We start from the raw sequence: 22,155 nt of genomic DNA on the forward strand, positions 1-22,155 counted from the left end.
CCATGAAACTCTCTTTCATTTCGAGCACAGCCATTCAGAATGCCATGCGCCAGACGATCCGTCAGGCACAGAATGAGATGACCAGCGCCTCCACTGAGGCGACCACCGGCGTCTACGCCGACATCGGTGTTTCGCTTGGCGGCAGCACGTCGCTCAACGTGAACCTGACGCGGGAAGTGTCGCGCATCGACTCCATCCTCAGCAGCAATTCTATTGCCAACCAGAGGATGACGACCTCGCAGACTGCCCTAACCGGCATGGGCACCCAGGCGCAGAAGCTGATGGATCAGCTGGTGGCGCTGAGCGGCAATACCGACGGCAGCAGCGTCGCCCTGGCGCAGCAAGCCGCGTCCTCGACCCTGTCGAATGTCATCGCTTCCGCTAACACCATGGTCAATGGCGAGTATCTATTTGCCGGAACCAATACCGACGTCCAGCCGATGACGGATAAATCCGCTGCAACCAACGCGGCTATTCAATCGGCACTGACGACTTACATGTCCAGCCAGTCGCCGGCAGTAAACGCAGCGACGATATCTGCGGCCCAGATAACCGATTTCATAAAGACCAAGGTCGAGCCGATGTTCACGTCCGACGCCAGCTGGGCGAGCTGGTCGAGTGCGTCCGATCAGAATATGACCAGCCGGATCAGCAATTCGGAAGTCATCGAGACCTCGACGAACTCGAACTCGTCCGGCATCCGGTATCTGGCTCTCGCGACCAGCGTGACCAATGCGCTCATGGGCACGCCTCCCGGCCTCAATCAGAGCGCCGTGAACGCCGTCACGCAGCAGGCCATCAGCTATACGCGTCAGTCGGTTGACGGGCTGAACAGCCAGGCAAGCCAGCTCGGCCTCTCGCAATCGCGCCTGTCGGATGCGAATACGACGCTGAATGCCCAGAAGACCATTCTCAACACCAGCATTGGTGACCTGACCGGAGTCGATCCCTATGAGGCGTCGACCAAGGTCAACAGTCTCCAGACCCAACTCCAAACGGCTTATACCATTGTTTCCAAGATCCAGCAGTTGAGCCTTGTAAATTACCTTTGATGATCAAAGGGATGTAATGACCAGGAAGGATGCATGAATGTATCAGTTCTCATATGCGGAAGTCATGCAGGACGCTGTGGCCGACGCCAAGGAACGAGAACGGCAAGTTCTGGACCGGTCGATAGCTCTTCTCTCCGCGGCCCGCGATGCGGAAAAATACGGTCGCGAGGCGATCGAGGCTCTCTTCTACACGCGTCGCGTATGGGTGAGCTTCGTCGAGGACCTTAAAAGCCCGGAGAACCAGCTCAATGTCGAACTGCGCGCCAACCTTATCTCGATCGCCATCTGGATTTTGAAGGAATGCGAGCGAATTCGGCTGCGCCAGTCGGAAAATTATCAAGGCATCATAGATGTCACCACCATCATCAGGGATGGACTTAAATGAAAAGTACGCTTCGCATATCGCTCAAAGCCGGGGAAAAGATCTTTATCAACGGGGCCGTCCTGCGTGTCGATCGCAAGGTTGCCCTGGAATTCCTGAATGATGTGACGTTCCTACTCGAAAACCACGTGCTTCAGCCCGAGGACGCGACGACGCCTCTGCGTCAGCTCTATTTCATCGCGCAGATGATCCTTATCAACCCGGAGGGCAAGGAGCAGTCGACGGCGATGTTCCGCAAGTCGATCGTCATGCTGCTGTCATGTTTCCACAATGAGGAAGTGCTCGCCGAGCTCAAGCGCATCGATGGCCTTGTCTCCACCGGCCGCGCCTTTGACGCATTGAAGGCGATCCGCAGCCTGTACCCCATAGAAGACCAGATTCTGAACAGCCAGGAAATGCCGGCGGCAACGATCGAGCACATCCGCCGGGAGATCGCCCCATGGCAGCGGTAGACGGCGTCGGCAGCAGCACCAGCACCAATACCTCGAACACTGCCAACAATGCTGCCGCCGCATCCGCGAAGGCTACTTTGAACTATAACGATTTCCTGCAGCTCCTCATCGCGCAGATGAAGAACCAGGATCCGACCAGTCCGATGGATGCCAGCCAGCAGATTTCCCAGTTGGCAAGCTTCTCGCAGGTCGAGCAGCAGATCCAGACCAACTCGCATCTGGAAACCGTGTTGCAGAACCAGTGGATTTCGCAGGCCTCCGATTATATCGGAAAGCAGATCATGAGCGCCGATGGCAAGACCACGGGCACGATCAAGCAGGTAAGCGTCTATACGGACGGTATCATCGCCGAAACCAATGCCGGCGACAAGATTCTGATCCAGGCCGGCGTGACGATCGCTCCGGCAGGCACGACCATTGATACCTCGGCCACGTCGAGCGATAGTGGCAGCAGTGATTCGTCTTCGAACACAGGTCAGACCAGCGGCACATGACGTGCCGCTGAACCGGGAGCGGACATATTATGAATGAAGCCGATGCATTGGATATTTTCCAGGCCGCGATCTGGACGGTGCTTGTGGCTTCCGGTCCGGCTGTCATCGCCGCCATGGTCGTCGGTCTGGTCATCGCGTTGATCCAGGCGTTGACCCAGGTGCAGGAGGCGACCCTGACCTTCGTGCCGAAGATCGTCGCCGTCATGGTCACGATCGGCATCTCGGCGCCATTCGTCGGCGCACAGATTTCGATCTTCACCAATCTCGTCTTCTCCCGTATTCAATCGGGTTTCTAACGAGAGAAGGTCCGAAGGCCGCAGCCGCCTTCGGCTCCGAGCATCGATGGTCACAGGCCATGCTCGCGCAAGCTTCGGCTTCTAAAACTCGGTTCCAATAGGGCACGCGGGTCAGCCGTCTGCCCCCTCTCATGAAGAGACGGAACCGGTCGATGGCACAACCACCCGCAATAGCACTTCCCAAAGCCAATCCCAGCATTCGCGATATCGGGTTTGCCCTCGGTATCATGGTTATCCTGTGCGTGCTGTTCCTGCCGATTCCACCGTTTTTGATCGACCTTGGGCTGGCCTTCTCGATCGCTTTTTCCGTGCTGATCCTCATGGTGGCGCTTTGGATCAAGAAGCCGCTGGAATTCTCCTCCTTCCCGACGATCCTGCTGATCGCCACGATGACGCGCCTGGCGCTGAATATTGCCACGACCCGCGTCATCCTTTCGCATGGTTATGAAGGGCATGATGCCGCAGGCGGCGTTATCGCTGGCTTCTCCAGCCTCGTTATGTCCGGTGATTTCGTCATCGGTCTGATCGTCTTTCTCATCCTCATCACCATCAACTTCATCGTCATCACCAAGGGTGCGACGCGTATCGCCGAAGTCGGCGCTCGCTTTACCCTGGATGCCATCCCCGGCAAGCAGATGGCGATCGACGCCGACCTTTCGGCCGGTCTGATCGACGAGAAGGAAGCGCAGCGCCGCCGCCGCGAGCTGGAGGAAGAAAGCTCCTTCTTCGGTGCGATGGACGGTGCTTCCAAGTTCGTGCGCGGTGACGCGGTCGCCGGCCTTCTGATCACCTGCATCAACGTCTTCGGCGGCATCATCATCGGCTATTTCCGTCATGGCATGCCGATCGGCCAGGCTGCAGACGTTTTCGTGAAGCTCTCCGTCGGTGACGGTCTGGTGTCGCAGATGCCGGCCCTCATCGTCTCTCTTGCTGCCGGCCTCCTCGTTTCGCGTGGCGGGACGTCCGGCTCTACCGACCAGGCGGTCGTCAATCAGCTGAGTGGCTATCCCCGTGCGCTCGCCGTCTCCGCGGTTCTGATGGGCATTCTGGCCATCATGCCCGGCATGCCGTTCCTTCCTTTTGTTTTCCTCGGAGGTTTGATGGCGGCCGGCGCCTGGTTCATTCCGCGCCAGATCGAAGCCGAGAACAAGCTTCGCCGCGATGCCGAAGAGCAGAAGGTGATGCAGACAAAGGAAATGGAAAAGGATTCGGTCAAGTCGGTCCTGAAGACCGCGGAGATCGAGCTGGCACTCGGCAAGATCGTCTCCACCCGCCTGCTCGGTGCCCACCAGGAACTGGCTTTCCGCGTCGGCAAGATGCGCAAGAAGTTCGCGACGCAATACGGCTTCGTCGTGCCGGAGATCAAGGTGATCGACGACATGGCGATTGCCGACAAGTCTTATCAGATCCGCATCCATGGCACGACGATCGCCTCCAACATGTTGCGCGTCGGCGAAGTGCTCGTCGTAACCGGCTCCGGCCGAAAGCCGACCGTGCCCGGCGACGAGATCCGCGAACCCGCTTTCGGCATGCCGGCCTTTTCTGTCCTTGAAACCTTCGCCGAGGATCTGAAGCGCGAGGGCTTTCAGCCGATCGACAATGTCTCCGTCGTGCTCACCCATATGAGCGAAGTCATCCGCAACAATCTGCCGGCGCTGCTGTCCTACAAGGACGTGAAGGTCCTGATCGAGCGCCTCGATCCGGAATACAAGAAGCTCGCTGACGAAATCTGCTCGTCGCATATGTCCTATTCCGGCCTGCAGGCGGTGCTGAAGCTGCTGCTTGCCGAACGCGTTTCGATCCGCAACCTGCATCTCATCCTTGAAGCCGTTGCCGAACTTGCGCCGCATGTGCGCAAGACCGAGCAGATTGTCGAGCATGTGCGCGTACGCATGGCGCAGCAGCTCTGCGGCGATCTGGCCGACAATGGCGTGCTGCGCGTCCTGCGCCTGGGCAGCAAATGGGACCTCATCTTCCATCAGGCGCTGAAGCGCGACCAGAAGGGCGAAGTGGTGGAATTCGATATCGATCCGCGCAGCTTGGAAGAGTTCAGCGAGCAGGCGGGGAAAGTTATCCGTGAATACATGGATCGGGGCATGCCCTTCGTTCTTGTCACGTCGCCGGAAACGCGCTCCTATGTGCGTATGATCATCGAACGCCTGTTCGCGACGCTTCCGGTCTTGTCGCATGTGGAATTGGCCAAGGGGATCGAGATCAAGATTCTAGGTTCGATTTCATGATATCAGATCCCCAGGGGACCATTCTGGCGCTGTTCGTCGCCTTCTGCCGCATCGGCGGCTGCATGATGGTCCTTCCGGGATTTTCCTCCGGCCGTGTTCCCCCGCAGATCAGGTTGCTTCTTTCGGCGGCTCTGACGATGGCGATCCTGCCGTTGCTCTGGAACACGATCTATCCGCAGGTGTCGAAGGGCGATGCGAACTATATCGGTCTCATCTTCACCGAATCCGTCATCGGATTGATGTACGGGATGATGGCTCGCATCTATACGCTCGGCCTGCAGTTTACCGGCACGGTCATATCGATGCTGATCGGCTTCAACGCGCCAGGCGGTGCTGACCTCATCGAGGAATCGAGCGAGACGTCGCTTACCAGCCTCATCAGCTTTTGCGGGCTGATGATCCTCTTCATTCTGGATTTTCACCATTATGTTCTGCAGGCGCTGGTCGATTCCTATACGGTCATTCCCTTCGGCGGGCATATCGAGCCGCGCGCCGCGCTGATTTCCATCACCGATACGCTGGCGACGACTTTCTTCATCATGCTGCGGCTGGCAAGCCCTTTCCTGCTTTACGGCCTGATGTTCCAGATTTCGATCGGTTTCATCAACAAGCTGGCGCCGCAGATCCCGATCTACTTTATTTCCACGCCCTATCTGCTGATGGGAGGGCTGTTCATGCTCTATCTCAGCATTGCGGCGTTGATCAGTCAGTTTTCCAATGCGTTCCTGACCGTCTTCAACGGGCATTAGCCCATAAACGGGACAAGGACGAACACCGATTCGAGCGCGGCCGGGGCAAGGCAACCGGCGGGTAGGTAGCGATGGCTGAGAAAAACCGGTCCGAAAAACTGAGGCGCCTCGTCGCGGTGCAGCGCCATCTCGAACGGATGGCGGAAAACGAGCTCGCGGATACCACCCGCCAGCGCTCGGAAGTTACCGAATCGATGGAACGGGTGATGGTCGCGATCGGCTCCGTTGATCCCGTTCACATGGCATTCTCGATCCATTACGCAGAGCGCTATGGCCGCCTTATGATCCGGGATCAGCAGCTGGAAAGCATTCAAACCCTCATTCAGATGAAGGTCCAGCAGGAGCGAACCAAGGGCGACAGGCTGGAAGAGCACATGAAGGATGCCCGCGAGCTGGAAACGCGGGAGGCGGACGACAATGCCGTCTATGACATCATCGATCAGCGCTTCGCTGGCGTAACGCCAGCCTCCAGCAAGGTTCAAAAATCATAATCATCGCGATCATGGAGCAGGATTCGCAGCGTTGGGTTGCCGATCCGTTCTGACAGTTTGATTCGACATGCCCTGACACAAGCGCGAGCCGCTTGTTTTCAGCGTATGCGAGAGCAGAAGGAGACGTGACATGGCTATTTCGCCTCCGAGTGATTTGGTCCTTGATGTCGTCAAGGCCGCCAATCCCGCCGATGTCGAGGCCGCGCAGGCCAAGCTTGCCGCCAATCGGGCCGCTTTTGCCGCCACCAGCCTGGCCGAAAACGGCAACGGCTTCGGTGCCACGGTCGATGCGATGAACAGTGCCGCCACGCAGGCGGGCCTTGCCAATGCCAATACGCATGTAGCCGGAACCAAGGTTCCGCAGGCCTATCGCAAGTTCGAGTCCATGGTGCTCCAGAACTTCGTGAAGAACATGTTGCCAAGCAGCGAGACGCTCTACGGCAAAGGCTCTGCCGGCGAAATCTGGAAGGGCATGATGGCCGAGCAGTTGGGCGACACGATCTCCAAGAATGGCGGCGTCGGCATTGCCGAAAAAATGTACAAAGAGCAGGTCGACAAGATGCGCAATACCGGCACCATTCACACTGCGACCGACGAGAACGACAAGAAAATGGCGCTCAGCGCGATTACCGATTTTCAGCGCAAGACGCTGGCCGCTGCCAATGCCGACAACGACGGCAACACCAGCATCACCAATCAGAATTCGTTGACGTCCCAGAAAGCATGAGCGAGGTAACAAACATGGAAATGATGTCGCAGGACTATCGGATCAAGTCTGTCCTTGGTCGCTTGGAGATGATCATCGACAATGAGAACAACCGGATCGGCACTGACCCGGAATTCGATCTCAAGGTATCGAACGCGCATAAGAGCCGCTGCCTCTATGAATTGTCCATGCTCTTTCGTGACACCGAGCCGGCCGATCTCGCCGCCGCCCATATCGAACAGCTGCATGATTTGAAGAAGAAGCTGGTTCTGAACGCTCGCCGGGTCGAGGCGCATCTCGAGGCCGTGCGTGCCGTTGCCGACATTTTGAAGAATGCCGTGCAGAATGCTGATGGGGACGGTACTTACTCGCAGGAACAGTTCCGCGTCCGTGAGGCCGGATGATCAAGCTCGTTATCACCGGTCTGTGGGTCTGCGCCGTAACCTTGGCCTCGGTCTATTTTTCGGTGCAGGTGGCGACGGCGCCCGCAATCAGCCCTGACGATGCCAAGAAGGCGCAACGGGAACTCGTCAAGGGCGAATCGATCAACGTTCCCGTTATCGCCAACGGCCAGGTGACCGGCTATTTCCTGACGCGGATCTCCTTCATGATGGAGAAAGGCAAGGCGAATGCTCTGCAAATCCCACTGCCGGAGCTGACGACGGACGAACTGTTTTCGCTGTTGATCGGCAACAAGACGATCGACATCGCTCATGCGCAGAATTTCGATATTGCCGCGTTTCGCGCTGATTTGAAAAAGCGGATGAACGAGCGGCTTGGTGGTGATTACGTCGCCGACGTGCTGATCGAACAGCTCGACTATCTTTCCAAGGAAGAGACCCACGGCGGGGAAACCGTGGGCAAGAGGACGGTCAAGCCCGTCAAGATCGTGCAGGATGCGGCAAAGGACAAGGTGCCGGTCGAGTGACATCTCCGGGCCGCAAGGCGATAAAGTAAGTAATTTCTTACATTCTATCGATATGCCTAACAAACTCCTGATAGCTTCCAGCAAATCCAACCTACTTTTCTAACGGAAAGTTGGATTTGTCTTGCTATAAAAATTTCAAGCTGTGCTTCCGGTCGCCGCGTTGATGAATGGTGAGGGGCATGAGCTTGATGCGCCCCGGCATCTTGCGCTTTGGGATGCCGGGCAGGAGGTTGTTGGATTGAACCAGGTAGCCGATTTTGCCGTCGTCGCGTCACGCCGCATGATCTTCGATCTGCCCGTATGCGATCTCGACTGGAATGATGCGCTGACCTTCGTCAACGAACTCGCTTCCCTGCCGGTCGGACAGACCTCGATCTCCTTCGTCAATGCGCATAACATGCTCGTCATGCTGCGCGATGAAACCTATCGCAGTGTTCTCGAGCGCAATCTGGTGCTTCCTGACGGCGTTGGCCTCGATATCGCCTCGCGCGTCGCGCATGGCGAGCCCTTCCCCGCCAATCTGAACGGCACCGATTTCGTCCCCGCGCTGCTGACATTCATGGAGAAGTCGAAACGGATCGGCCTCTTAGGCGGCAAGCGCTCCGTCGTCGAAAAGGCAGCGGAGAAATTTCGCCGGCATGCCCCGTGGCACCAGTTCATCGTCGTATCGGACGGCTTCTTCGATCCGGCTCGGAGCAGCGCCGTGACGGCAGAAATCAGCCGCCAGAAGATCGATGTGCTGATCGTCGGCATGGGCACGCCGCTGCAGGAAAAATGGGTCGCCGAACATATCGGCCCGCAGCATGCACGTCTCGTCCTGACCGTCGGTGCGTTGTTCGATTTCATTTCCGAGACGGTGCCGCGCGCGCCAAGGCTCGTGCGTGCGATGCGCGGCGAATGGTTGTTCCGTCTGGTGTTGGAGCCGAATAGGCTATGGCGGCGTTACATGCTCGGCATACCGCTATTCTTTTATCAGGTCGTCAGGCATCAGTTCGGCCGCAAGGAACGTGTCCTTCGCGCAGAGCCGCATCCGTTGCCGCAGCGGCACATTGCGCCGCCGGACAAATTGGCAAGTTAGAGCATTTCCAGGAAAAGTGCGTAGCGGTTTTCCGTCCGGAATGCGCAAAGAAACAAGAGCCTAAAGCGTTTTCGCAATTCGTATAAAAGCGGAAATGCTTTGGTAATTGCGGGCTTGGCGTTAACTCTTTCTTTGGTATGAAAGTTTAGAGTGGGTTAACCATTTGCATTGGTCTTAGACCATGTGCGCGAGATAGCCCGCCATGTTTGAAAGCAAAACCAGGACCGGATTTTACCCCCAAGATGCGCAAACCCCTGAGGTTTCGCGGCGAGTTGGAACCCGTGCCTCTCCCCATGGTGAAGACGATAATTTGAGTGGTGCAGCCGATCTGCGTGCTGCCAACACCGACGATCCGCGGGATGCGGAACTACGTGCTATCCTGCGCAGACGGTTGAATGGCGATCCTTATCCGGTGTCCGGCCATAGAAGGCTGCGGGAGAACGAGCCAACTGCCGCACAGGGTGAAAATATCTCGCATGCCTACAATGCAGAACGTGGCCGGTTGCCGGAGCGGACATCCGAGCCTGCATCCGATTTGCTGGATTTCGTGCCCGATCTGCTTGAGGGCATGCCGGAGCTTCCGCCGCAAACCGCCGCCGCTCCTGTTGCCGTCGAGCACATATCCCGGAGCGGACGTTGGTCTCTCAGCCTCCGTGCGCTCTGTTTCATAGCTGCAACCGCGCTGATGGGGGCGGCCATTCCCATTTTGCTTGCGCCGCCGCCACGCTACGTCTCGCAGGCGGTGCTCCACGCGGAAGGCGACGGCCGCGGGCGCCAGGCCCTGTTGGATGTTGCGGCGAAGCGTGTCGTTGCTCCCTCCGTATTGTCCGACGTCGTCGCCAGGATGAAGCTCGATCGCGATCCGGAATTTACCGGCAGCCGGGCGGGTGCCCTCGGCATTGCCGTCGAGCTGCTTTCCGGCAGCGGCAACGCATCCGACGCGCCGTCGCGTGCGCAGGCAACGCTGCGCAAAGACGTTGCGGTCGAAATCGATAATCAGACGGGCCTGCTGCGCCTGATCGTTACATCGGGCGATCCCGCCAGATCGGCCGATATTGCCAACCGGCTTGTTATCGCAACCCTCTATGATCCGGGTGTAGCGAAGGCGGCCGGTACGTCGCTCGGGGTCGAAACGGCAGTTGATCGCAGCCGCAAGGAACTCGATCGCGCCTCTGCCGCCCTTGCCGAATTCAAGGCGCGCTATGGCGAAGACAGAATTGCTGCGGCGGAAGCGCTCCGACAGCAGCGTCAGCAGCTGGATGTTCAGATAAAGGCAGCAGATCTGGCGGTGCGCACAGCGAAAGCCCGTCTCGTAGCTGTCAAATCGGCGACACCCGCATCGGTGCTGGGCGGCGCATTGTCGGGCGAACTTTCGTCGCCGGGACTTGATGACGTGCGCAGCCGCTACAACGCCGCAAAGTCACAACTGACCCAGCTTTCGGTGCAGCTCGGCCCGCGCCATCCCCGCCTGCTGGCGCAACAGGCAACGGTCGATGATCTCGCGGCCAATATGCGCAGCCAGCTTCAGCGGCTGGTGGTCGGCAGCGAGGCGGACGTAAAGGCGGCTCTGGAGAAGCAGGCCGCTCTCTCCGCGCAAATGACGACCGCCAGTCAGACGGGGAGCGATGTCGATCTCGTTCGCCTTGGGCAGCTGCAGGAGGCGGTCACGGCAGCGCAGGCCCGCTACGAGGCCGATCAGCAGAATGCTGGCATGGCGATCTCCGAAGTCAGGCCGCCGCTGACGGTGCTGTCCCAGGCTGTCGCGGCCGCCGCGCCTCTGAACGATCAGCTGGTAAGCAATCAGGTTATCGGTTTCCTCACAGGGCTTGGTCTGGCACTTTGCGTTGTATTCCTCCGTAAATGGTTGGCGGGTGCCGCGCTGACAGAAGACCAGGCAACCGATGAAAGTGTCATGCCGACAGCCCTCGCTCTAAGCCATGAGGATGATGCGGAGCCTCAGTTATTGCCGGCGATCGCGCCGGAACCATCGGTTGCCCTCGTCCATGATGCGGATCGGCTCGATATTGCGGACGATTGGGGTCGCATCCGGCAGGAGCTCGCATCGCTGCGTGCCAAGGTCGAAGCCTATGCTGTGCATAGACATCCGGACCGCGCCTGATCGTCTCATTGTTTTCCCTTGCAATTACCACTTTCAGACACCATAGGGCGTTTGCAGGCCATTCCATCGAAGGGACGGCCTGTAGATTGCCAGCGAATTCATGATCGGGAGACGAGCGTGACGACAGTGATCGACGGTAAGAAAGCAGCAGCTTCGGTGATCGAGGCCGTGAAGGCTGCGGCGGCTGGGCTTGAGGCGGAGGCCGGTGTGAAGACCGGGCTTGCCGTCGTCATCGTCGGCGATGATCCGGCCAGTCACGCCTATGTGAGTTCCAAGAGCAAGATGGCCAAGGAATGCGGCTTCAAGTCGATCCAGCACACGCTGCCGGCCGAAACGACCCAGGAAGAACTGGCAAGGCTCGTCCAGTCGCTGAACGACGACCCTTCCATTCACGGCATCCTCGTGCAGCTGCCGTTGCCGAAGCATCTCGATTCGGATGCGATCATCCAGTCGATCCGTCCTGAGAAGGATGTCGACGGATTACATGTCGTCAATGCCGGCAAGCTTGCGACCGGCGATCTCGAGACCGGGCTGATCTCCTGCACGCCGGCCGGCGCCATGCTTTTGGTGCGCCAGGTGCATGGCGAGGACCTATCGGGTCTGAATGCGGTGGTCATCGGTCGCTCCAACCTATTCGGCAAGCCGATGGCGCAATTGCTGCTTTCTGCCAATGCGACGGTCACGACGGCGCATTCGCGGACGAAGGATCTCGCCTCCGTCGCAAAGGGTGCCGATATCCTGGTGGCGGCCGTCGGCCGTCCGGAGATGGTCAAGGCGGATTGGGTGAAGCCCGGCGCCACCGTCATCGATGTCGGCATCAACCGTATCGATGCACCGGAGCGCGGCGAGGGCAAGAGCCGGCTGGTGGGAGATGTCGCCTATGGTGAAGCCTCCGAAGTCGCCGCTGCCATCACGCCGGTTCCCGGCGGTGTCGGCCCGATGACGATCGCCATGCTGATGGCCAATACCGTCATCGCTGCCCATCGCGCCGCCGGTAAGACGCCGCCGAAGTTTTGAGAGCGATATCAGTCGGCCGGCGCAACGCCGGTCGATGCGCGCACGATCAATTCGGCCTTCCACAATTCCTGCGCAGGAAATGTTTCGGTATGCTTGATTTCGCCGATCAGTCGCTCGGCGATGCGCACGCCGGCCGCCCGCAGTGATGAGCGCGTTGTCGTCAGCGGCACGGTGAAGTTTTCCGGCTTGAGCAAGGTCAGCACATCGTCATGGGCGATCATCGAGATGTCTTCGCCAAGCCTCAGCTTTGCCTGGTTGATGGCGCGAACGGCGCCGAGCGCCAGCACGGTACTGGAGCAAAGCACTGCGGTCGGCCGCTTGTCCTTCTCCATTTGCAGGATGCGCTCCATGGCTAACAAGCCGTGTTCATCCGTCATCGGCGTATGGCTGACGCAGGCTTCGTCAAGCGCCAGGCCACGCTCGGCAAGGGCGGCATCCATGCCGTTCTTACGGCGAATGGCGAAGTCGAAATAGATCGGGCCGTTCAAGAGGGCGAAGCGCCGGTGTCCGAGCTGCAGCAGCAGCTTCGTGGCATCGTAGAAGGCTGCTTCGTTGTCGATGTCGAGGAAGGGATAGTCCGGCTCGGAGCCAATGGAGCGTCCATGCACGAGGAAGGGCATGGATAGCGACTTCAGCATCTCCAGGCGCGGATCGTGGCCGCGCATATAATTGACGAAGAGGGCATCGACATTGCCGCTGGCCGCCAATCGCCGCAAGGCGCCGACTTCGTCATTCGGATCCGCGGGCGTCAGGACGAAATGGAAATCGTGCCGCAAGGCCTCTTCTCCCAGCCCCGTCAGGAATTCGCTGAAATGCACATCCGAGGAGTTGCCGGGCGAGGTCGGCATTACAAGTCCGATCGAGCCAGCCTTGCCGGTCGCAAGTCTTTGGGCTGCCTTGTTAGGTCGATAGCCGGTCTCCCGAACTGCTTTGAGAACGCGCTCGCGAGTTTCGCGATTGACTTCCGGATATCCGTTCAATGCACGGCTGACTGTCGTCTGGGACAGCCCGAGCATTTGCGATAGCTGTTTCAGATTCACGGTATTCCAGCTCCTCCCAATGCATGCGGCCACGATGCCGAGCCAACCTCCCGAAAAAGCCCGAGCGCTTCCAAAGCGCTTTCAATTATGTAGCAGGAGAAGTGCGCGAGACAAGGTAATTAGCAAAAAATCGATCTGTATTCCATGTTGCAGTGCGAGAATTGCTGCGTATATCGCTTCGAATCTGAAAATCGCTTGACTTTAACCCGCTCTCAATGGATGACAAAGGTAGCCAAAGCGCTTTGAGGAAATGGGGCGCATAGCACAAAACCGTGTTTGGGCTCATGGGTTTCGTTATTTGGGAGGACAACGCATGAAAAAGATATTCCTGATGACCGTTGCTGCCGCCGCTCTGGTGGCCGGTACGGCAATGGCGGCCGATCTGAAGTTCCAGCCCGGTCAGGACTCCAAATTCAACTGGAAGAGCTATGACGACTTCAAGGCCGCGCATGCCGACCTGAAGGGCGAGACGCTAACCATCTTCGGTCCCTGGCGCGGCGAGGACGAAGCGCTCTTCACCAGCGTCCTCAATTACTTCACCGAAGCGACCGGCGTGAACGCTAAATATTCGTCCTCGGAAAACTACGAGCAGCAGATCGTCATCGATACCCAGGCCGGTTCGCCGCCGAACGTCGCCATCCTCCCGCAGCCGGGCCTTCTCGCCAATCTCGCAAGCAAGGGTTATCTGACGCCCCTGGGTGATGATCTCGCTAGCTGGGTCAAGACCAATTACGGCGCCGGCGATAGCTGGGTCGGCTACGGCACCTACAAGGGCAAGGACGGCAAGGACGCATTTTATGCCTTTCCATACAAGGCCGACCTGAAGTCGCTGGTCTGGTACGTTCCGGAAAACTTCGAGGAAGCCGGCTACAAGGTCCCGACAACCATGGAGGACTTGATCAAGCTTTCGGATCAGATCGTCAAGGACGGCGGCACCCCCTGGTGCATCGGCCTCGGTTCTGGCGGTGCGACCGGCTGGCCGGCAACCGACTGGGTCGAAGATTTGATGTTGCGACTGAATACGCCGCAGGATTACGATCACTGGGTCGATAACTCGCTGAAATTCAATGATGCGAAGGTCGTTGCGGCGATCGAGGAATTCGGCAAGTTCGCGAAGAACCCGAAATACGTCGCCGGCGGCGTCGCGGCCGTTGCCTCGACCGACTTCCGCGACAGCCCGAAGGGTCTCTTCACCGTTCCGCCGAAGTGCTACCTGCACAAGCAGGCATCCTTCATTCCGTCCTTCTTCCCGGAGGGCACAAAGCTCGGCCAGGATGCAGACTTCTTCTACTTCCCGCCGTATGCCTCGCATCCTGAACTTGGCAAGCCGGTCGAAGGTGCGGGTACGCTCGCTGCCATAACCAAGGATTCGAAGGCCGCCCGCGCTTTCGTCCAGTTCCTGCAAACGCCGATCGCCCAGGAACTCTGGATGGCTCAGTCCGGCTTCCTAACACCGTATAAGGGTGTCAATACCGCGGCCTACGCCAATGACACTCTGCGCAAGGAAGGCGAAATCCTGACCACAGCTACCACCTTCCGCTTCGACGGGTCCGACCTGATGCCGGGCAAAATCGGCGCAGGCTCTTTCTGGACGGGCATGGTGGATTTCGTCGGCGGCAAGTCCGCACAGGATGTAGCCGACGGTATCCAGAAGTCCTGGGACGCCATCAAGTAAGACATCATAGCCCTACCGCCGCCGGCACTTCGCCGGCGGCGCCATACCGCATATAACGACGCGCCCTTCAGCGCGGCCGATGCCCGACTGATGGACAAAAGCAGAGAATTCGGGGAGGGAAGGGATGTTTTCGCAGATCGTATCGGCGATTGGCGCCATGATATTCGGCGTTGCCATTTGCGCCGCTTATTTCTGGTTTTCCAACAAGCTCTTGGACTTGATCTTTCCAGCAAGGGAAGGGGACGACGTTCATCGAGCGGCCGTCAATCTTCGCCGCCGCGGTCTCATCCGCCCCTGGCTGTTCCTGGGGCCGGCACTGCTCCTGCTCGTCGTCTATCTCGTCTATCCCGTTGTCGCGACCTTCATCCTGTCCTTCTATGGCCCGGACGGCAGCAAGTTCGTCGGCGGCGCCAACTATCTCTGGGCGCTCAACGACACCGAATTCCGCCAGTCGATCTTCAACAATATCCTTTGGCTCGCCGTCGTGCCGGCGGCCTGCACCTTCTTCGGTCTTGTCATCGCCGTCATGACCGACCGTATCTGGTGGGGCAATATTGCCAAGGCCGTCATCTTCATGCCGATGGCGATTTCCTTCGTCGGTGCCTCCGTCATCTGGAAGTTCATCTACGAATATCGCGGCGGAACGGATGCGCAGATCGGTCTGTTGAACGCTGTCGTTCAGCTGTTTGGCGGCACGCCTGAGGTCTGGATCACCATTCCGTTCTGGAACAATTTCTTCCTGATGGTCATGCTGATCTGGATTCAGACCGGCTTTGCCATGGTCATTCTCTCCGCGGCTCTGCGTGGCATTCCGGAGGAGACAATCGAAGCAGCCGTCATCGATGGCGCCAACGGTTGGCAGATTTTCTGGAAGATCATGGTGCCCCAGGTCTGGGGCACGATCGCCACGGTCTGGACCACCATCACCATCCTTGTGCTCAAGGTTTTCGACATCGTTCTCACCATGACCAATGGTCAGTGGAACACGATGGTGCTCGCCAATCTGATGTTCAACTGGATGTTCCGTGGCGGCGGCGACAGCGGCCGAAGCGCCGTCATCGCGCTCGTCATTATGTTCGCGGTCACGCCGATCATGATCTGGAACATTCGCCGTGCAAACGCTGAGACGAAGGGGCGCTGACATGATTGGAAATCTCGGTCGCATCGGCCCCGCCCGCATCTTCGTTCATGCCGCGGTGCTGCTCATCGTCCTTCTCTGGCTGTTGCCGACGCTCGGCATCTTCGTCACGGCGCTGCGCGACAAGGATCAGATTGTCGCTTCCGGCTGGTGGACGGCCTTTGCCGGTTCCTCGCGCAAGACGGCTGCCCGTCTCGACGGTCCGGACAAGGCAAAACCCGACGGCGCGAATTTCGTGATAGCGGGTACGCTCAATGTGGAAGGCGGCGGCAAAATCCAGTCCTTCGGCCTGCGCGTGCAGGAGCCGGCCGCTTACAAGGCAGGCTCCCCCGCCGAGATCGAGAATGGCGAGACGCTGACGATCAACTCTGATGGCAGCTATCGCTACCAGAAGAACGGCGCGTTTGGAGCAGATGCCCGGGCCAAGCGCGTCTATTTGACGGTCGCCACGCCGCCGCAATTCACGCTCGAAAACTATCGCAACGTGCTGGGCGGCGAGGGTATCGGCCAGTCCTTCATCAATTCGCTGACGGTAACGATCCCCGCGACCGTCATCCCGATCCTGATCGCCGCCTTTGCGGCCTATGCGCTTGCCTGGATGGAGTTTCCAGGCCGCGCGATCCTTATTGCGGTCGTCGTCGGCCTGATCGTCGTGCCGCTGCAGATGTCGCTGATCCCGCTTCTGCGCATTTATAACGAAATCGGCCAGATGTTCGGCGTGCCGTCGAAGACCTATCCCGGCATCTGGCTGGCACACACCGCCTTCGGTCTGCCGCTCGCCATCTATCTTCTGCGCAATTACATTGCCGGCCTGCCGAAAGAAATTATCGAATCTGCGCGCGTCGATGGCGCCAGCGATTTCGATATTTTCGTCAAGATCATCCTGCCGCTGTCATTCCCGGCACTGGCCTCCTTTGCGATCTTCCAGTTCCTCTGGGTCTGGAACGACCTTCTGATCGCCATGGTGTTCCTCGGCACCGACAAGGATCATCTTGTCCTGACCGCCGCCCTCAACGCGCTGCTCGGCTCGCGCGGCGGCAACTGGGAAATCCTGACGGCTTCGGCCTTCGTCACCATCCTTATCCCACTCCTCGTCTTCTTCGGTCTGCAGCGCTATCTCGTGCGCGGTCTGCTCGCCGGGTCGGTGAAGGGGGGCTGATTCAAAAAAACATGCACTTACTACAGGACCCATTCAGCATGAGCATTGCTCTTCAATCGGCTTCGGAAGTTGACAAGGACTGGTGGCGCGGCGCCGTGATCTATCAGATCTATCCGCGTTCCTATCAGGACTCCAATGGCGACGGCATCGGCGATCTCAAGGGCATCGCCGTCCGCCTGCCGCATGTCGCATCGCTTGGCGTCGATGCGATCTGGATTTCGCCGTTCTTCACGTCACCGATGCGCGATTTCGGCTACGACGTTTCCAATTACGAGGACGTCGATCCGATCTTCGGCTCGCTCGCCGATTTCGATGCAATGGTGACGGAAGCTCATCGTTTGGGCATCAAGGTGATGATCGATCTGGTGCTGTCGCACAGCTCTGATCGCCATCCGTGGTTTGTCGAAAGCCGTTCGAGCAAGAATAATCCCAAGGCTGACTGGTATGTCTGGGCCGATGCCAAGCCGGACGGCACGCCACCCAACAACTGGCTGTCGATCTTCGGCGGCTCGGCCTGGGCGTGGGATCCGACCCGCATGCAGTACTACATGCATAACTTCCTGACCTCGCAGCCGGATATGAACCTGCATAATCCCGAGGTGCAGGATCGCCTGCTCGACGTCGTGCGTTTCTGGCTCGACCGCGGCGTCGACGGTTTCCGCCTCGACACCATCAACTTCTATTTTCACGACAAGGAATTGCGCGACAACCCGGCGCTGGAGCCCTCACGCCGCAACGCATCCACAGCGCCGGCGGTCAATCCCTATAACTTCCAGGAGCATCTCTACGACAAGAACCGTCCCGAGAACCTGGAATTCCTCAAGCGCTTCCGCGCGGTGCTCGACGAATATCCGGCGATTGCAGCCGTCGGCGAAGTGGGCGACAGCCAGCGCGGGCTCGAAATCGTCGGCGAATACACCTCCGGCGGCGACAAGATGCATATGTGCTACGCCTTCGAATTTCTGGCGCCGGATGCCCTGTCGCCGGATCGCGTCGAAGAGGTAATGAACGACTTCGACACCGCAGCTCCGGAAGGCTGGGCCTGCTGGGCCTTCTCCAACCATGACGTCGTGCGCCACGTCAGCCGCTGGGGCAATCTGGTCGCCGACCGCGATGCCTTTGCCAAGCTTTATGCGGCGCTGCTGCTGACCCTGCGCGGTTCCGTCTGCCTCTATCAGGGCGAGGAATTGGCGCTCACGGAAGCCGATCTCGCCTATCAGGACCTGCAGGACCCCTATGGCATCCAGTTCTGGCCCGAGTTCAAGGGCCGCGATGGCTGCCGCACGCCGATGGTCTGGGACAGCCAGGTGGCACAGGGAGGCTTTTCCACCGTCAAGCCCTGGCTGCCGGTGCCGGTCGAGCATATTCTGCGCGCCGTCAGCGTTCAGCAGGGCGACGAAAATTCGGTACTCGAGCAGTACCGCCGCTTCCTTGCCTTCCGCAAGCAGCACCCGGCTTTCGCCAAGGGCGAGATCGCGTTTTCGGAGCCTCAGGGTGATGTGCTGATCTATACCCGCACTTACGCCGGCGAGACCATTCTTTGCGTCTTCAACATGAGCGCTGTCGAAACGCTGGCGACCCTGCCTGACGGCAATTGGCAGGCGTTGACGGGACACGGCTTTACCAGCAACAACTACGGCAGCAGGATCGATATTCCGGCCTGGGGCGCCTACTTCGCGCGTCTTGCCTGAGCCTTTGGGAGGAGGAAGCATAATGACGGGACTTGTTCTGAAGGATATCAAGAAATCCTACGGCAGCGTACATGTGCTGCACGGCATCGATCTGGAGATCAACGAGGGCGAATTCATCGTCTTCGTCGGCCCCTCCGGCTGCGGCAAGTCCACCTTGCTCAGGATGATTGCCGGGCTGGAGAGCATCACGGCCGGGGATATGATGATCGCCGGCCAGAAGGTGAACGAGGTACCGCCGTCGCGGCGCGGTATCGCTATGGTCTTCCAGTCCTATGCGCTCTATCCGCATATGACCGTCTACGACAACATGGCCTTCGGCATGCGCATTGCCGGAGAAAGCAAGCAGGAGATCGATCGTCGCGTGCGGGCAGCGGCAGCGAGCCTGCAACTGACCCAATATCTCGAGCGCCTGCCGAAGGCGCTTTCCGGCGGTCAGCGTCAGCGTGTTGCCATCGGCCGCGCCATCTGCCGCAATCCCAAGGTCTTCCTGTTCGATGAACCATTGTCCAATCTCGATGCCGCCCTGCGCGTCGCGACCCGCATCGAGATCGCCAAGCTCAGCGACTCCATGCCCGAAACGACGATGATCTACGTCACGCACGACCAGGTGGAAGCCATGACGCTGGCCGACCGTATCGTCGTGCTGTCGGCTGGCCGCGTGGAGCAGGTCGGCGCTCCCCTTGAACTTTACGAGCGCCCCGCCAATCTGTTCGTCGCCAAGTTCATCGGCTCCCCGGCCATGAATATCATTCCCGCTACCGTGACCGAAACCGGCGCGGCGACCACCGTAACGCTGACAGGCGGCAAGGCCGTAACGCTGGACGTGCCGACGCAGGCTTCCGAGAAGGGCAAGACCGCCAGCTTTGGCGTACGTCCGGAAGATCTGAGGATTGCAACGGGCGATGACTATCTCTTCGAAGGCGAGGTCTCGATTGTCGAGGCGCTCGGCGAAGTGACACAGCTCTATATCGAAGGCCTGGTCGATGGCGAGCCGATCATCGTCAAGATTCCCGGCATTGCCGATATTCATCGCGGCCAGAAGATGCGCTTTGCCGCCGACCGTCAGAAGCTGCATCTCTTCGATGCCGCTGGACATTCCTATCGCAAATAATCGCTTACCGGATGCGCCGGCCCGAATAAAAATGAACAACAAAATTCATCTTTGGCTGGCGCGTTCAAACCTTCTGTTAAAGACCGACTGATAGTCTCCCCTCATAATATACTTCAGGGGTCTACCAAGATGGCCGCGTTCGGCAGAGCTAATTCAGGTCAGCATTTCCTCAATAAGGAAGAATCATTCATGTATGACCGCGAAGTGCGGTTTCGCATGGAAGACACTATGAATGCCGCCCGCCTCGAATACACCGAAAAGGGCGTGATGAACCTTGCATCCCGCCGTTGCGATATTATCCGTATCTCTCAGAGCAGTGCGGTTCTTGCGATACTCACCCAGTATAATCTGCCGAAGCAATTCTATCTGGATATCCCCGACGCGCGCATAAGCAAGATCGGTTGCGTGCTGATGAAAGTCTTCTCCAACAACACCGTCGAAGTTCGTTTCCTGCGTCTCCTCACGGAGAAGGAAATGAACAAGATCTTCGTCTATAGCACGCATCCGGCTCATAAGAACCGCGTGCTGGATATCAGATCCTGATTGACGGACACAGCCATCCAGGCGGCGGACGGTTCAGATTTCCGTCCGCAATTTTGCCAGCGCATCCTCAAGATACTTGATCAGCGGCAGCCTACCATTTTCCTGAAGCCATTTATTGACCGAGAGGCGAAGCGGGCTCACCCCGATCATCGAAACCAGCCTTAGACCGTCCGGGTCTTTCGTCGGAAACAATTCGCACAGGGCTTGGTAGGCGATTTGTTCGAGCTGCAAAGCGTTACCCCGTGCGCGGGCGCGCAGGGTTTCGCTTTGACGTAAAAGCTTGGCAGTTTCCAGAAGTCGAGGCGCTTCCGCCTCGATGCGGGCCACAAGTCCCAGGGTGGCTTGATGGACGACCTCCAGCGGTCGCCCGGCTGAGGCATTCTCCATGATGCCGGTCCGCAGCGCGTCCATATATCGGCGCTGGTGCGCCAGAAGAATATCGTCCTTGCTCTTGAAGTAATAAAAGAAAGTCCGGCGGGAAATCCCGGCCGCTGCCGCAATCTCCTCGATCGTCGTTTCCTGATAGCCTTTCGCAAGAAAGGATTTCATTCCGACGTCCGCTATGCGTTGAAAGGTCAGGCGCCGCTTCTGTTCGCGTAGCCCTTCCGGCTTGGATGTTGCATCGTGCATTCGATCATTTTGGCATGAGTCGCAACGCCACTCAAATCAGGCGCATGTCCGCGACTCCTCCTTTGTTGTCTCAATCTCCGGTGAAATAAATTCTCCGCCTCGCTTCGCGATTGCCGCAAAATGACCGACATTAATATTACACTCAGTGCGATATTTAATGATGATGTTGATGTTCATAACCCGGTGCAGGAGCGCAAACATCCATGACAGTCACTGCAATCTCAACTCATGCCGTAAGTAGAACCTATGATCCATCTGCAGCTGAAAGCCGTCGGGGGGCTGATATACGGTCGATAGTCCTGCTGATGAGCTTGCTGGGCGGCTGCGCCTCCGCACCGCTGGATCGGGCGGGATCTTTGCGCTCCTATGAAGGGCTGACCCGATCGGAAGGGCTGGTCGCGCATTCGCTTCTGAGGGTAAGCAAGGAGGATGTTCTTGCAGCGAAGACCGTGAAGATCATTCCCACGGCCTTTTCCATGCGCGCCGAAAACGCCGCTTTTACACCCAAACAGCGCGATCTCGTCACCAATGCCGTCGACAGGGCGCTTTGTTCCGGATTGAGCGAACGCTTCGCCGTCGTCGGTCTGTCTGAGCCGGCGGACTTGACCGTTCGTGCTGTCGTGACGCAGGTCAAGGCAACGAATGCGACGGCCGTCGGAGTCTCGAAAGTCGCATCCGTGGGCAAGAGCGTATTGCTGCCGGGTGTGCCCGTGCCCGTTCCCCGCATTCCGATCGGCATGGGCAGCCTTTCACTCGAGGCGGAAGCCTTCAACCCAGAGGGCGAGCAGAAGGCTGTCATGATCTGGGGGCGGGGTGCAAACGCATTTTTCGATTCTGGCACCATCGCCAAGGAAGGGGATGCCTATAGCCTCGCCGCCAAATTCGGCGGCGATTTCAGCAAGATGTTGGTCAAGGGCAAGACGCCGTTCGGCGCGGCGCCCTCGTTCCCTTCCAGAGCGAAACTGGCGGTCCTCGTCGGCCGCGCACCGAAATACGAGGCCTGCAAGATATTCGGGAAATCGCCGGGCGTGACGGGCTTTGTCGGAGCACGCCTCGGCCTTCCGCCGGCATGGACGGACAAGGCTCCGCCGGAAGCAGGGACCACGGCATCGAAAGCTCCTTGATCAGTCTTCGATGCCGCCCTGCTGAAATCCGGAAGACTAT

At 58.7% G+C, this 22,155-nt stretch carries 23 protein-coding genes; 21 read left to right on the forward strand and 2 right to left on the reverse strand.

All coding sequences use genetic code 11. From position 1 onward, the window contains the following. The first annotated feature begins 2 nt into the window (after positions 1 to 2). The 14 genes from ACYJRZ_RS08265 (at position 3) to folD (ending at position 12,004) form a co-directional block, all read left to right on the forward strand. On the forward strand, positions 3 to 1,052 hold the full coding sequence (locus ACYJRZ_RS08265; RefSeq protein WP_459457872.1) for a flagellar hook-associated family protein: 1,050 nt from the start codon (positions 3 to 5) through the stop codon (positions 1,050 to 1,052). A gap of 37 nt (positions 1,053 to 1,089) precedes the next feature. After that, complete coding sequence (gene flaF / locus ACYJRZ_RS08270) at positions 1,090 to 1,437, forward strand: flagellar biosynthesis regulator FlaF (RefSeq protein ID WP_459457874.1); 348 nt, start codon at positions 1,090 to 1,092, stop codon at positions 1,435 to 1,437. Continuing rightward, complete coding sequence (gene flbT / locus ACYJRZ_RS08275) at positions 1,434 to 1,886, forward strand: flagellar biosynthesis repressor FlbT (protein WP_459457876.1); 453 nt, start codon at positions 1,434 to 1,436, stop codon at positions 1,884 to 1,886. Before flaF ends, flbT begins: the two co-directional genes overlap by 4 nt. Next, on the forward strand, positions 1,874 to 2,380 hold the full coding sequence (gene flgD, locus ACYJRZ_RS08280) for a flagellar hook assembly protein FlgD (RefSeq protein WP_459457878.1): 507 nt from the start codon (positions 1,874 to 1,876) through the stop codon (positions 2,378 to 2,380). The genes flbT and flgD overlap by 13 nt, the downstream gene beginning before the upstream one ends. Positions 2,381 to 2,409: 29 nt before the next feature. After that, positions 2,410 to 2,676 (forward strand): flagellar biosynthesis protein FliQ, encoded by a 267-nt coding sequence (fliQ, locus tag ACYJRZ_RS08285; RefSeq protein ID WP_015338826.1) that lies wholly within the window; start codon positions 2,410 to 2,412, stop codon positions 2,674 to 2,676. 152 nt (positions 2,677 to 2,828) lie between these two features. Continuing rightward, positions 2,829 to 4,916 (forward strand): flagellar biosynthesis protein FlhA, encoded by a 2,088-nt coding sequence (gene flhA / locus ACYJRZ_RS08290; protein ID WP_459457880.1) that lies wholly within the window; start codon positions 2,829 to 2,831, stop codon positions 4,914 to 4,916. Further along, on the forward strand, positions 4,913 to 5,665 hold the full coding sequence (gene fliR, locus ACYJRZ_RS08295) for a flagellar biosynthetic protein FliR (protein ID WP_459457882.1): 753 nt from the start codon (positions 4,913 to 4,915) through the stop codon (positions 5,663 to 5,665). Before flhA ends, fliR begins: the two co-directional genes overlap by 4 nt. A gap of 71 nt (positions 5,666 to 5,736) precedes the next feature. Beyond that, positions 5,737 to 6,156, forward strand: a complete 420-nt coding sequence (locus tag ACYJRZ_RS08300) for a hypothetical protein (protein WP_459457884.1) — start codon at positions 5,737 to 5,739, stop codon at positions 6,154 to 6,156. 130 nt (positions 6,157 to 6,286) lie between these two features. Next, the gene (locus ACYJRZ_RS08305; protein ID WP_459457886.1) at positions 6,287 to 6,883 is read left to right on the forward strand and encodes a rod-binding protein; all 597 of its coding nucleotides are present in this window, start codon (positions 6,287 to 6,289) and stop codon (positions 6,881 to 6,883) included. A 14-nt stretch (positions 6,884 to 6,897) separates the two neighbouring features. Then, on the forward strand, positions 6,898 to 7,266 hold the full coding sequence (locus ACYJRZ_RS08310; RefSeq protein ID WP_132716670.1) for a hypothetical protein: 369 nt from the start codon (positions 6,898 to 6,900) through the stop codon (positions 7,264 to 7,266). Beyond that, the gene (locus ACYJRZ_RS08315; RefSeq protein WP_459457888.1) at positions 7,263 to 7,790 is read left to right on the forward strand and encodes a hypothetical protein; all 528 of its coding nucleotides are present in this window, start codon (positions 7,263 to 7,265) and stop codon (positions 7,788 to 7,790) included. The genes ACYJRZ_RS08310 and ACYJRZ_RS08315 overlap by 4 nt, the downstream gene beginning before the upstream one ends. Before the next feature lie 238 nt (positions 7,791 to 8,028). Continuing rightward, positions 8,029 to 8,868: a WecB/TagA/CpsF family glycosyltransferase gene (locus ACYJRZ_RS08320; RefSeq protein WP_459457890.1), complete on the forward strand. Its 840-nt coding sequence runs from the start codon at positions 8,029 to 8,031 to the stop codon at positions 8,866 to 8,868. Between the two features lie 310 nt (positions 8,869 to 9,178). Then, on the forward strand, positions 9,179 to 10,987 hold the full coding sequence (locus ACYJRZ_RS08325; protein ID WP_459457892.1) for a GumC family protein: 1,809 nt from the start codon (positions 9,179 to 9,181) through the stop codon (positions 10,985 to 10,987). Between the two features lie 117 nt (positions 10,988 to 11,104). Then, a complete protein-coding gene (gene folD / locus ACYJRZ_RS08330; protein WP_459457894.1) occupies positions 11,105 to 12,004 on the forward strand; it encodes a bifunctional methylenetetrahydrofolate dehydrogenase/methenyltetrahydrofolate cyclohydrolase FolD in 900 nt (299 codons plus the stop codon). 8 nt (positions 12,005 to 12,012) lie between these two features. Here the strand turns inward: folD and ACYJRZ_RS08335 are convergent, their stop codons facing one another. Next, positions 12,013 to 13,044: a substrate-binding domain-containing protein gene (locus ACYJRZ_RS08335; RefSeq protein ID WP_459457896.1), complete on the reverse strand. Its 1,032-nt coding sequence runs from the start codon at positions 13,042 to 13,044 to the stop codon at positions 12,013 to 12,015. 313 nt (positions 13,045 to 13,357) lie between these two features. On the opposite strand from ACYJRZ_RS08335, the gene ACYJRZ_RS08340 reads away from it, so the two are divergent. The 6 genes from ACYJRZ_RS08340 (at position 13,358) to ACYJRZ_RS08365 (ending at position 20,361) form a co-directional block, all read left to right on the forward strand. Further along, on the forward strand, positions 13,358 to 14,719 hold the full coding sequence (locus tag ACYJRZ_RS08340; protein ID WP_459457898.1) for an ABC transporter substrate-binding protein: 1,362 nt from the start codon (positions 13,358 to 13,360) through the stop codon (positions 14,717 to 14,719). A 124-nt stretch (positions 14,720 to 14,843) separates the two neighbouring features. After that, complete coding sequence (locus ACYJRZ_RS08345) at positions 14,844 to 15,860, forward strand: carbohydrate ABC transporter permease (protein WP_459457900.1); 1,017 nt, start codon at positions 14,844 to 14,846, stop codon at positions 15,858 to 15,860. Between the two features lies 1 nt (position 15,861). Beyond that, the gene (locus ACYJRZ_RS08350) at positions 15,862 to 17,016 is read left to right on the forward strand and encodes a carbohydrate ABC transporter permease (RefSeq protein WP_459457902.1); all 1,155 of its coding nucleotides are present in this window, start codon (positions 15,862 to 15,864) and stop codon (positions 17,014 to 17,016) included. A gap of 38 nt (positions 17,017 to 17,054) precedes the next feature. Next, complete coding sequence (gene bglA, locus ACYJRZ_RS08355) at positions 17,055 to 18,707, forward strand: beta-galactosidase BglA (RefSeq protein ID WP_459457904.1); 1,653 nt, start codon at positions 17,055 to 17,057, stop codon at positions 18,705 to 18,707. A gap of 22 nt (positions 18,708 to 18,729) precedes the next feature. After that, entirely contained in the window at positions 18,730 to 19,818 is a 1,089-nt protein-coding gene (locus tag ACYJRZ_RS08360) for an ABC transporter ATP-binding protein (RefSeq protein WP_459457906.1), read from the forward strand. A gap of 189 nt (positions 19,819 to 20,007) precedes the next feature. Further along, positions 20,008 to 20,361, forward strand: coding sequence for a hypothetical protein (locus tag ACYJRZ_RS08365; protein WP_459457908.1), 354 nt, complete (start codon positions 20,008 to 20,010; stop codon positions 20,359 to 20,361). A gap of 33 nt (positions 20,362 to 20,394) precedes the next feature. On the opposite strand, the gene ACYJRZ_RS08370 is transcribed toward ACYJRZ_RS08365, so the two are convergent. Then, positions 20,395 to 20,991, reverse strand: a complete 597-nt coding sequence (locus tag ACYJRZ_RS08370; RefSeq protein ID WP_459457910.1) for a TetR/AcrR family transcriptional regulator — start codon at positions 20,989 to 20,991, stop codon at positions 20,395 to 20,397. A 305-nt stretch (positions 20,992 to 21,296) separates the two neighbouring features. Between ACYJRZ_RS08370 and ACYJRZ_RS08375 the strand changes: the two genes are divergently transcribed. Beyond that, positions 21,297 to 22,115, forward strand: coding sequence for a DUF3313 domain-containing protein (locus ACYJRZ_RS08375; protein ID WP_459457912.1), 819 nt, complete (start codon positions 21,297 to 21,299; stop codon positions 22,113 to 22,115). The last annotated feature ends 40 nt before the right edge of the window (positions 22,116 to 22,155 follow it).

Source organism: Rhizobium sp. No.120 (assembly GCF_054558365.1).

What these genes read in the sequence shown, in the direction of transcription:
- ACYJRZ_RS08265 (WP_459457872.1), top strand. Translation starts at nt 3, where the DNA reads ATGAAACTCTCTTTCATTTCGAGCACAGCCATTCAGAATGCCATGCGC.
- flaF (WP_459457874.1), top strand. Translation starts at nt 1,090, where the DNA reads ATGTATCAGTTCTCATATGCGGAAGTCATGCAGGACGCTGTGGCCGAC.
- flbT (WP_459457876.1), top strand. Translation starts at nt 1,434, where the DNA reads ATGAAAAGTACGCTTCGCATATCGCTCAAAGCCGGGGAAAAGATCTTT.
- flgD (WP_459457878.1), top strand. Translation starts at nt 1,874, where the DNA reads ATGGCAGCGGTAGACGGCGTCGGCAGCAGCACCAGCACCAATACCTCG.
- fliQ (WP_015338826.1), top strand. Translation starts at nt 2,410, where the DNA reads ATGAATGAAGCCGATGCATTGGATATTTTCCAGGCCGCGATCTGGACG.
- flhA (WP_459457880.1), top strand. Translation starts at nt 2,829, where the DNA reads ATGGCACAACCACCCGCAATAGCACTTCCCAAAGCCAATCCCAGCATT.
- fliR (WP_459457882.1), top strand. Translation starts at nt 4,913, where the DNA reads ATGATATCAGATCCCCAGGGGACCATTCTGGCGCTGTTCGTCGCCTTC.
- ACYJRZ_RS08300 (WP_459457884.1), top strand. Translation starts at nt 5,737, where the DNA reads ATGGCTGAGAAAAACCGGTCCGAAAAACTGAGGCGCCTCGTCGCGGTG.
- ACYJRZ_RS08305 (WP_459457886.1), top strand. Translation starts at nt 6,287, where the DNA reads ATGGCTATTTCGCCTCCGAGTGATTTGGTCCTTGATGTCGTCAAGGCC.
- ACYJRZ_RS08310 (WP_132716670.1), top strand. Translation starts at nt 6,898, where the DNA reads ATGGAAATGATGTCGCAGGACTATCGGATCAAGTCTGTCCTTGGTCGC.
- ACYJRZ_RS08315 (WP_459457888.1), top strand. Translation starts at nt 7,263, where the DNA reads ATGATCAAGCTCGTTATCACCGGTCTGTGGGTCTGCGCCGTAACCTTG.
- ACYJRZ_RS08340 (WP_459457898.1), top strand. Translation starts at nt 13,358, where the DNA reads ATGAAAAAGATATTCCTGATGACCGTTGCTGCCGCCGCTCTGGTGGCC.
- ACYJRZ_RS08345 (WP_459457900.1), top strand. Translation starts at nt 14,844, where the DNA reads ATGTTTTCGCAGATCGTATCGGCGATTGGCGCCATGATATTCGGCGTT.
- ACYJRZ_RS08350 (WP_459457902.1), top strand. Translation starts at nt 15,862, where the DNA reads ATGATTGGAAATCTCGGTCGCATCGGCCCCGCCCGCATCTTCGTTCAT.
- bglA (WP_459457904.1), top strand. Translation starts at nt 17,055, where the DNA reads ATGAGCATTGCTCTTCAATCGGCTTCGGAAGTTGACAAGGACTGGTGG.
- ACYJRZ_RS08360 (WP_459457906.1), top strand. Translation starts at nt 18,730, where the DNA reads ATGACGGGACTTGTTCTGAAGGATATCAAGAAATCCTACGGCAGCGTA.
- ACYJRZ_RS08365 (WP_459457908.1), top strand. Translation starts at nt 20,008, where the DNA reads ATGTATGACCGCGAAGTGCGGTTTCGCATGGAAGACACTATGAATGCC.
- ACYJRZ_RS08370 (WP_459457910.1), bottom strand. Translation starts at nt 20,991, where the DNA reads ATGCACGATGCAACATCCAAGCCGGAAGGGCTACGCGAACAGAAGCGG.
- ACYJRZ_RS08375 (WP_459457912.1), top strand. Translation starts at nt 21,297, where the DNA reads ATGAGCTTGCTGGGCGGCTGCGCCTCCGCACCGCTGGATCGGGCGGGA.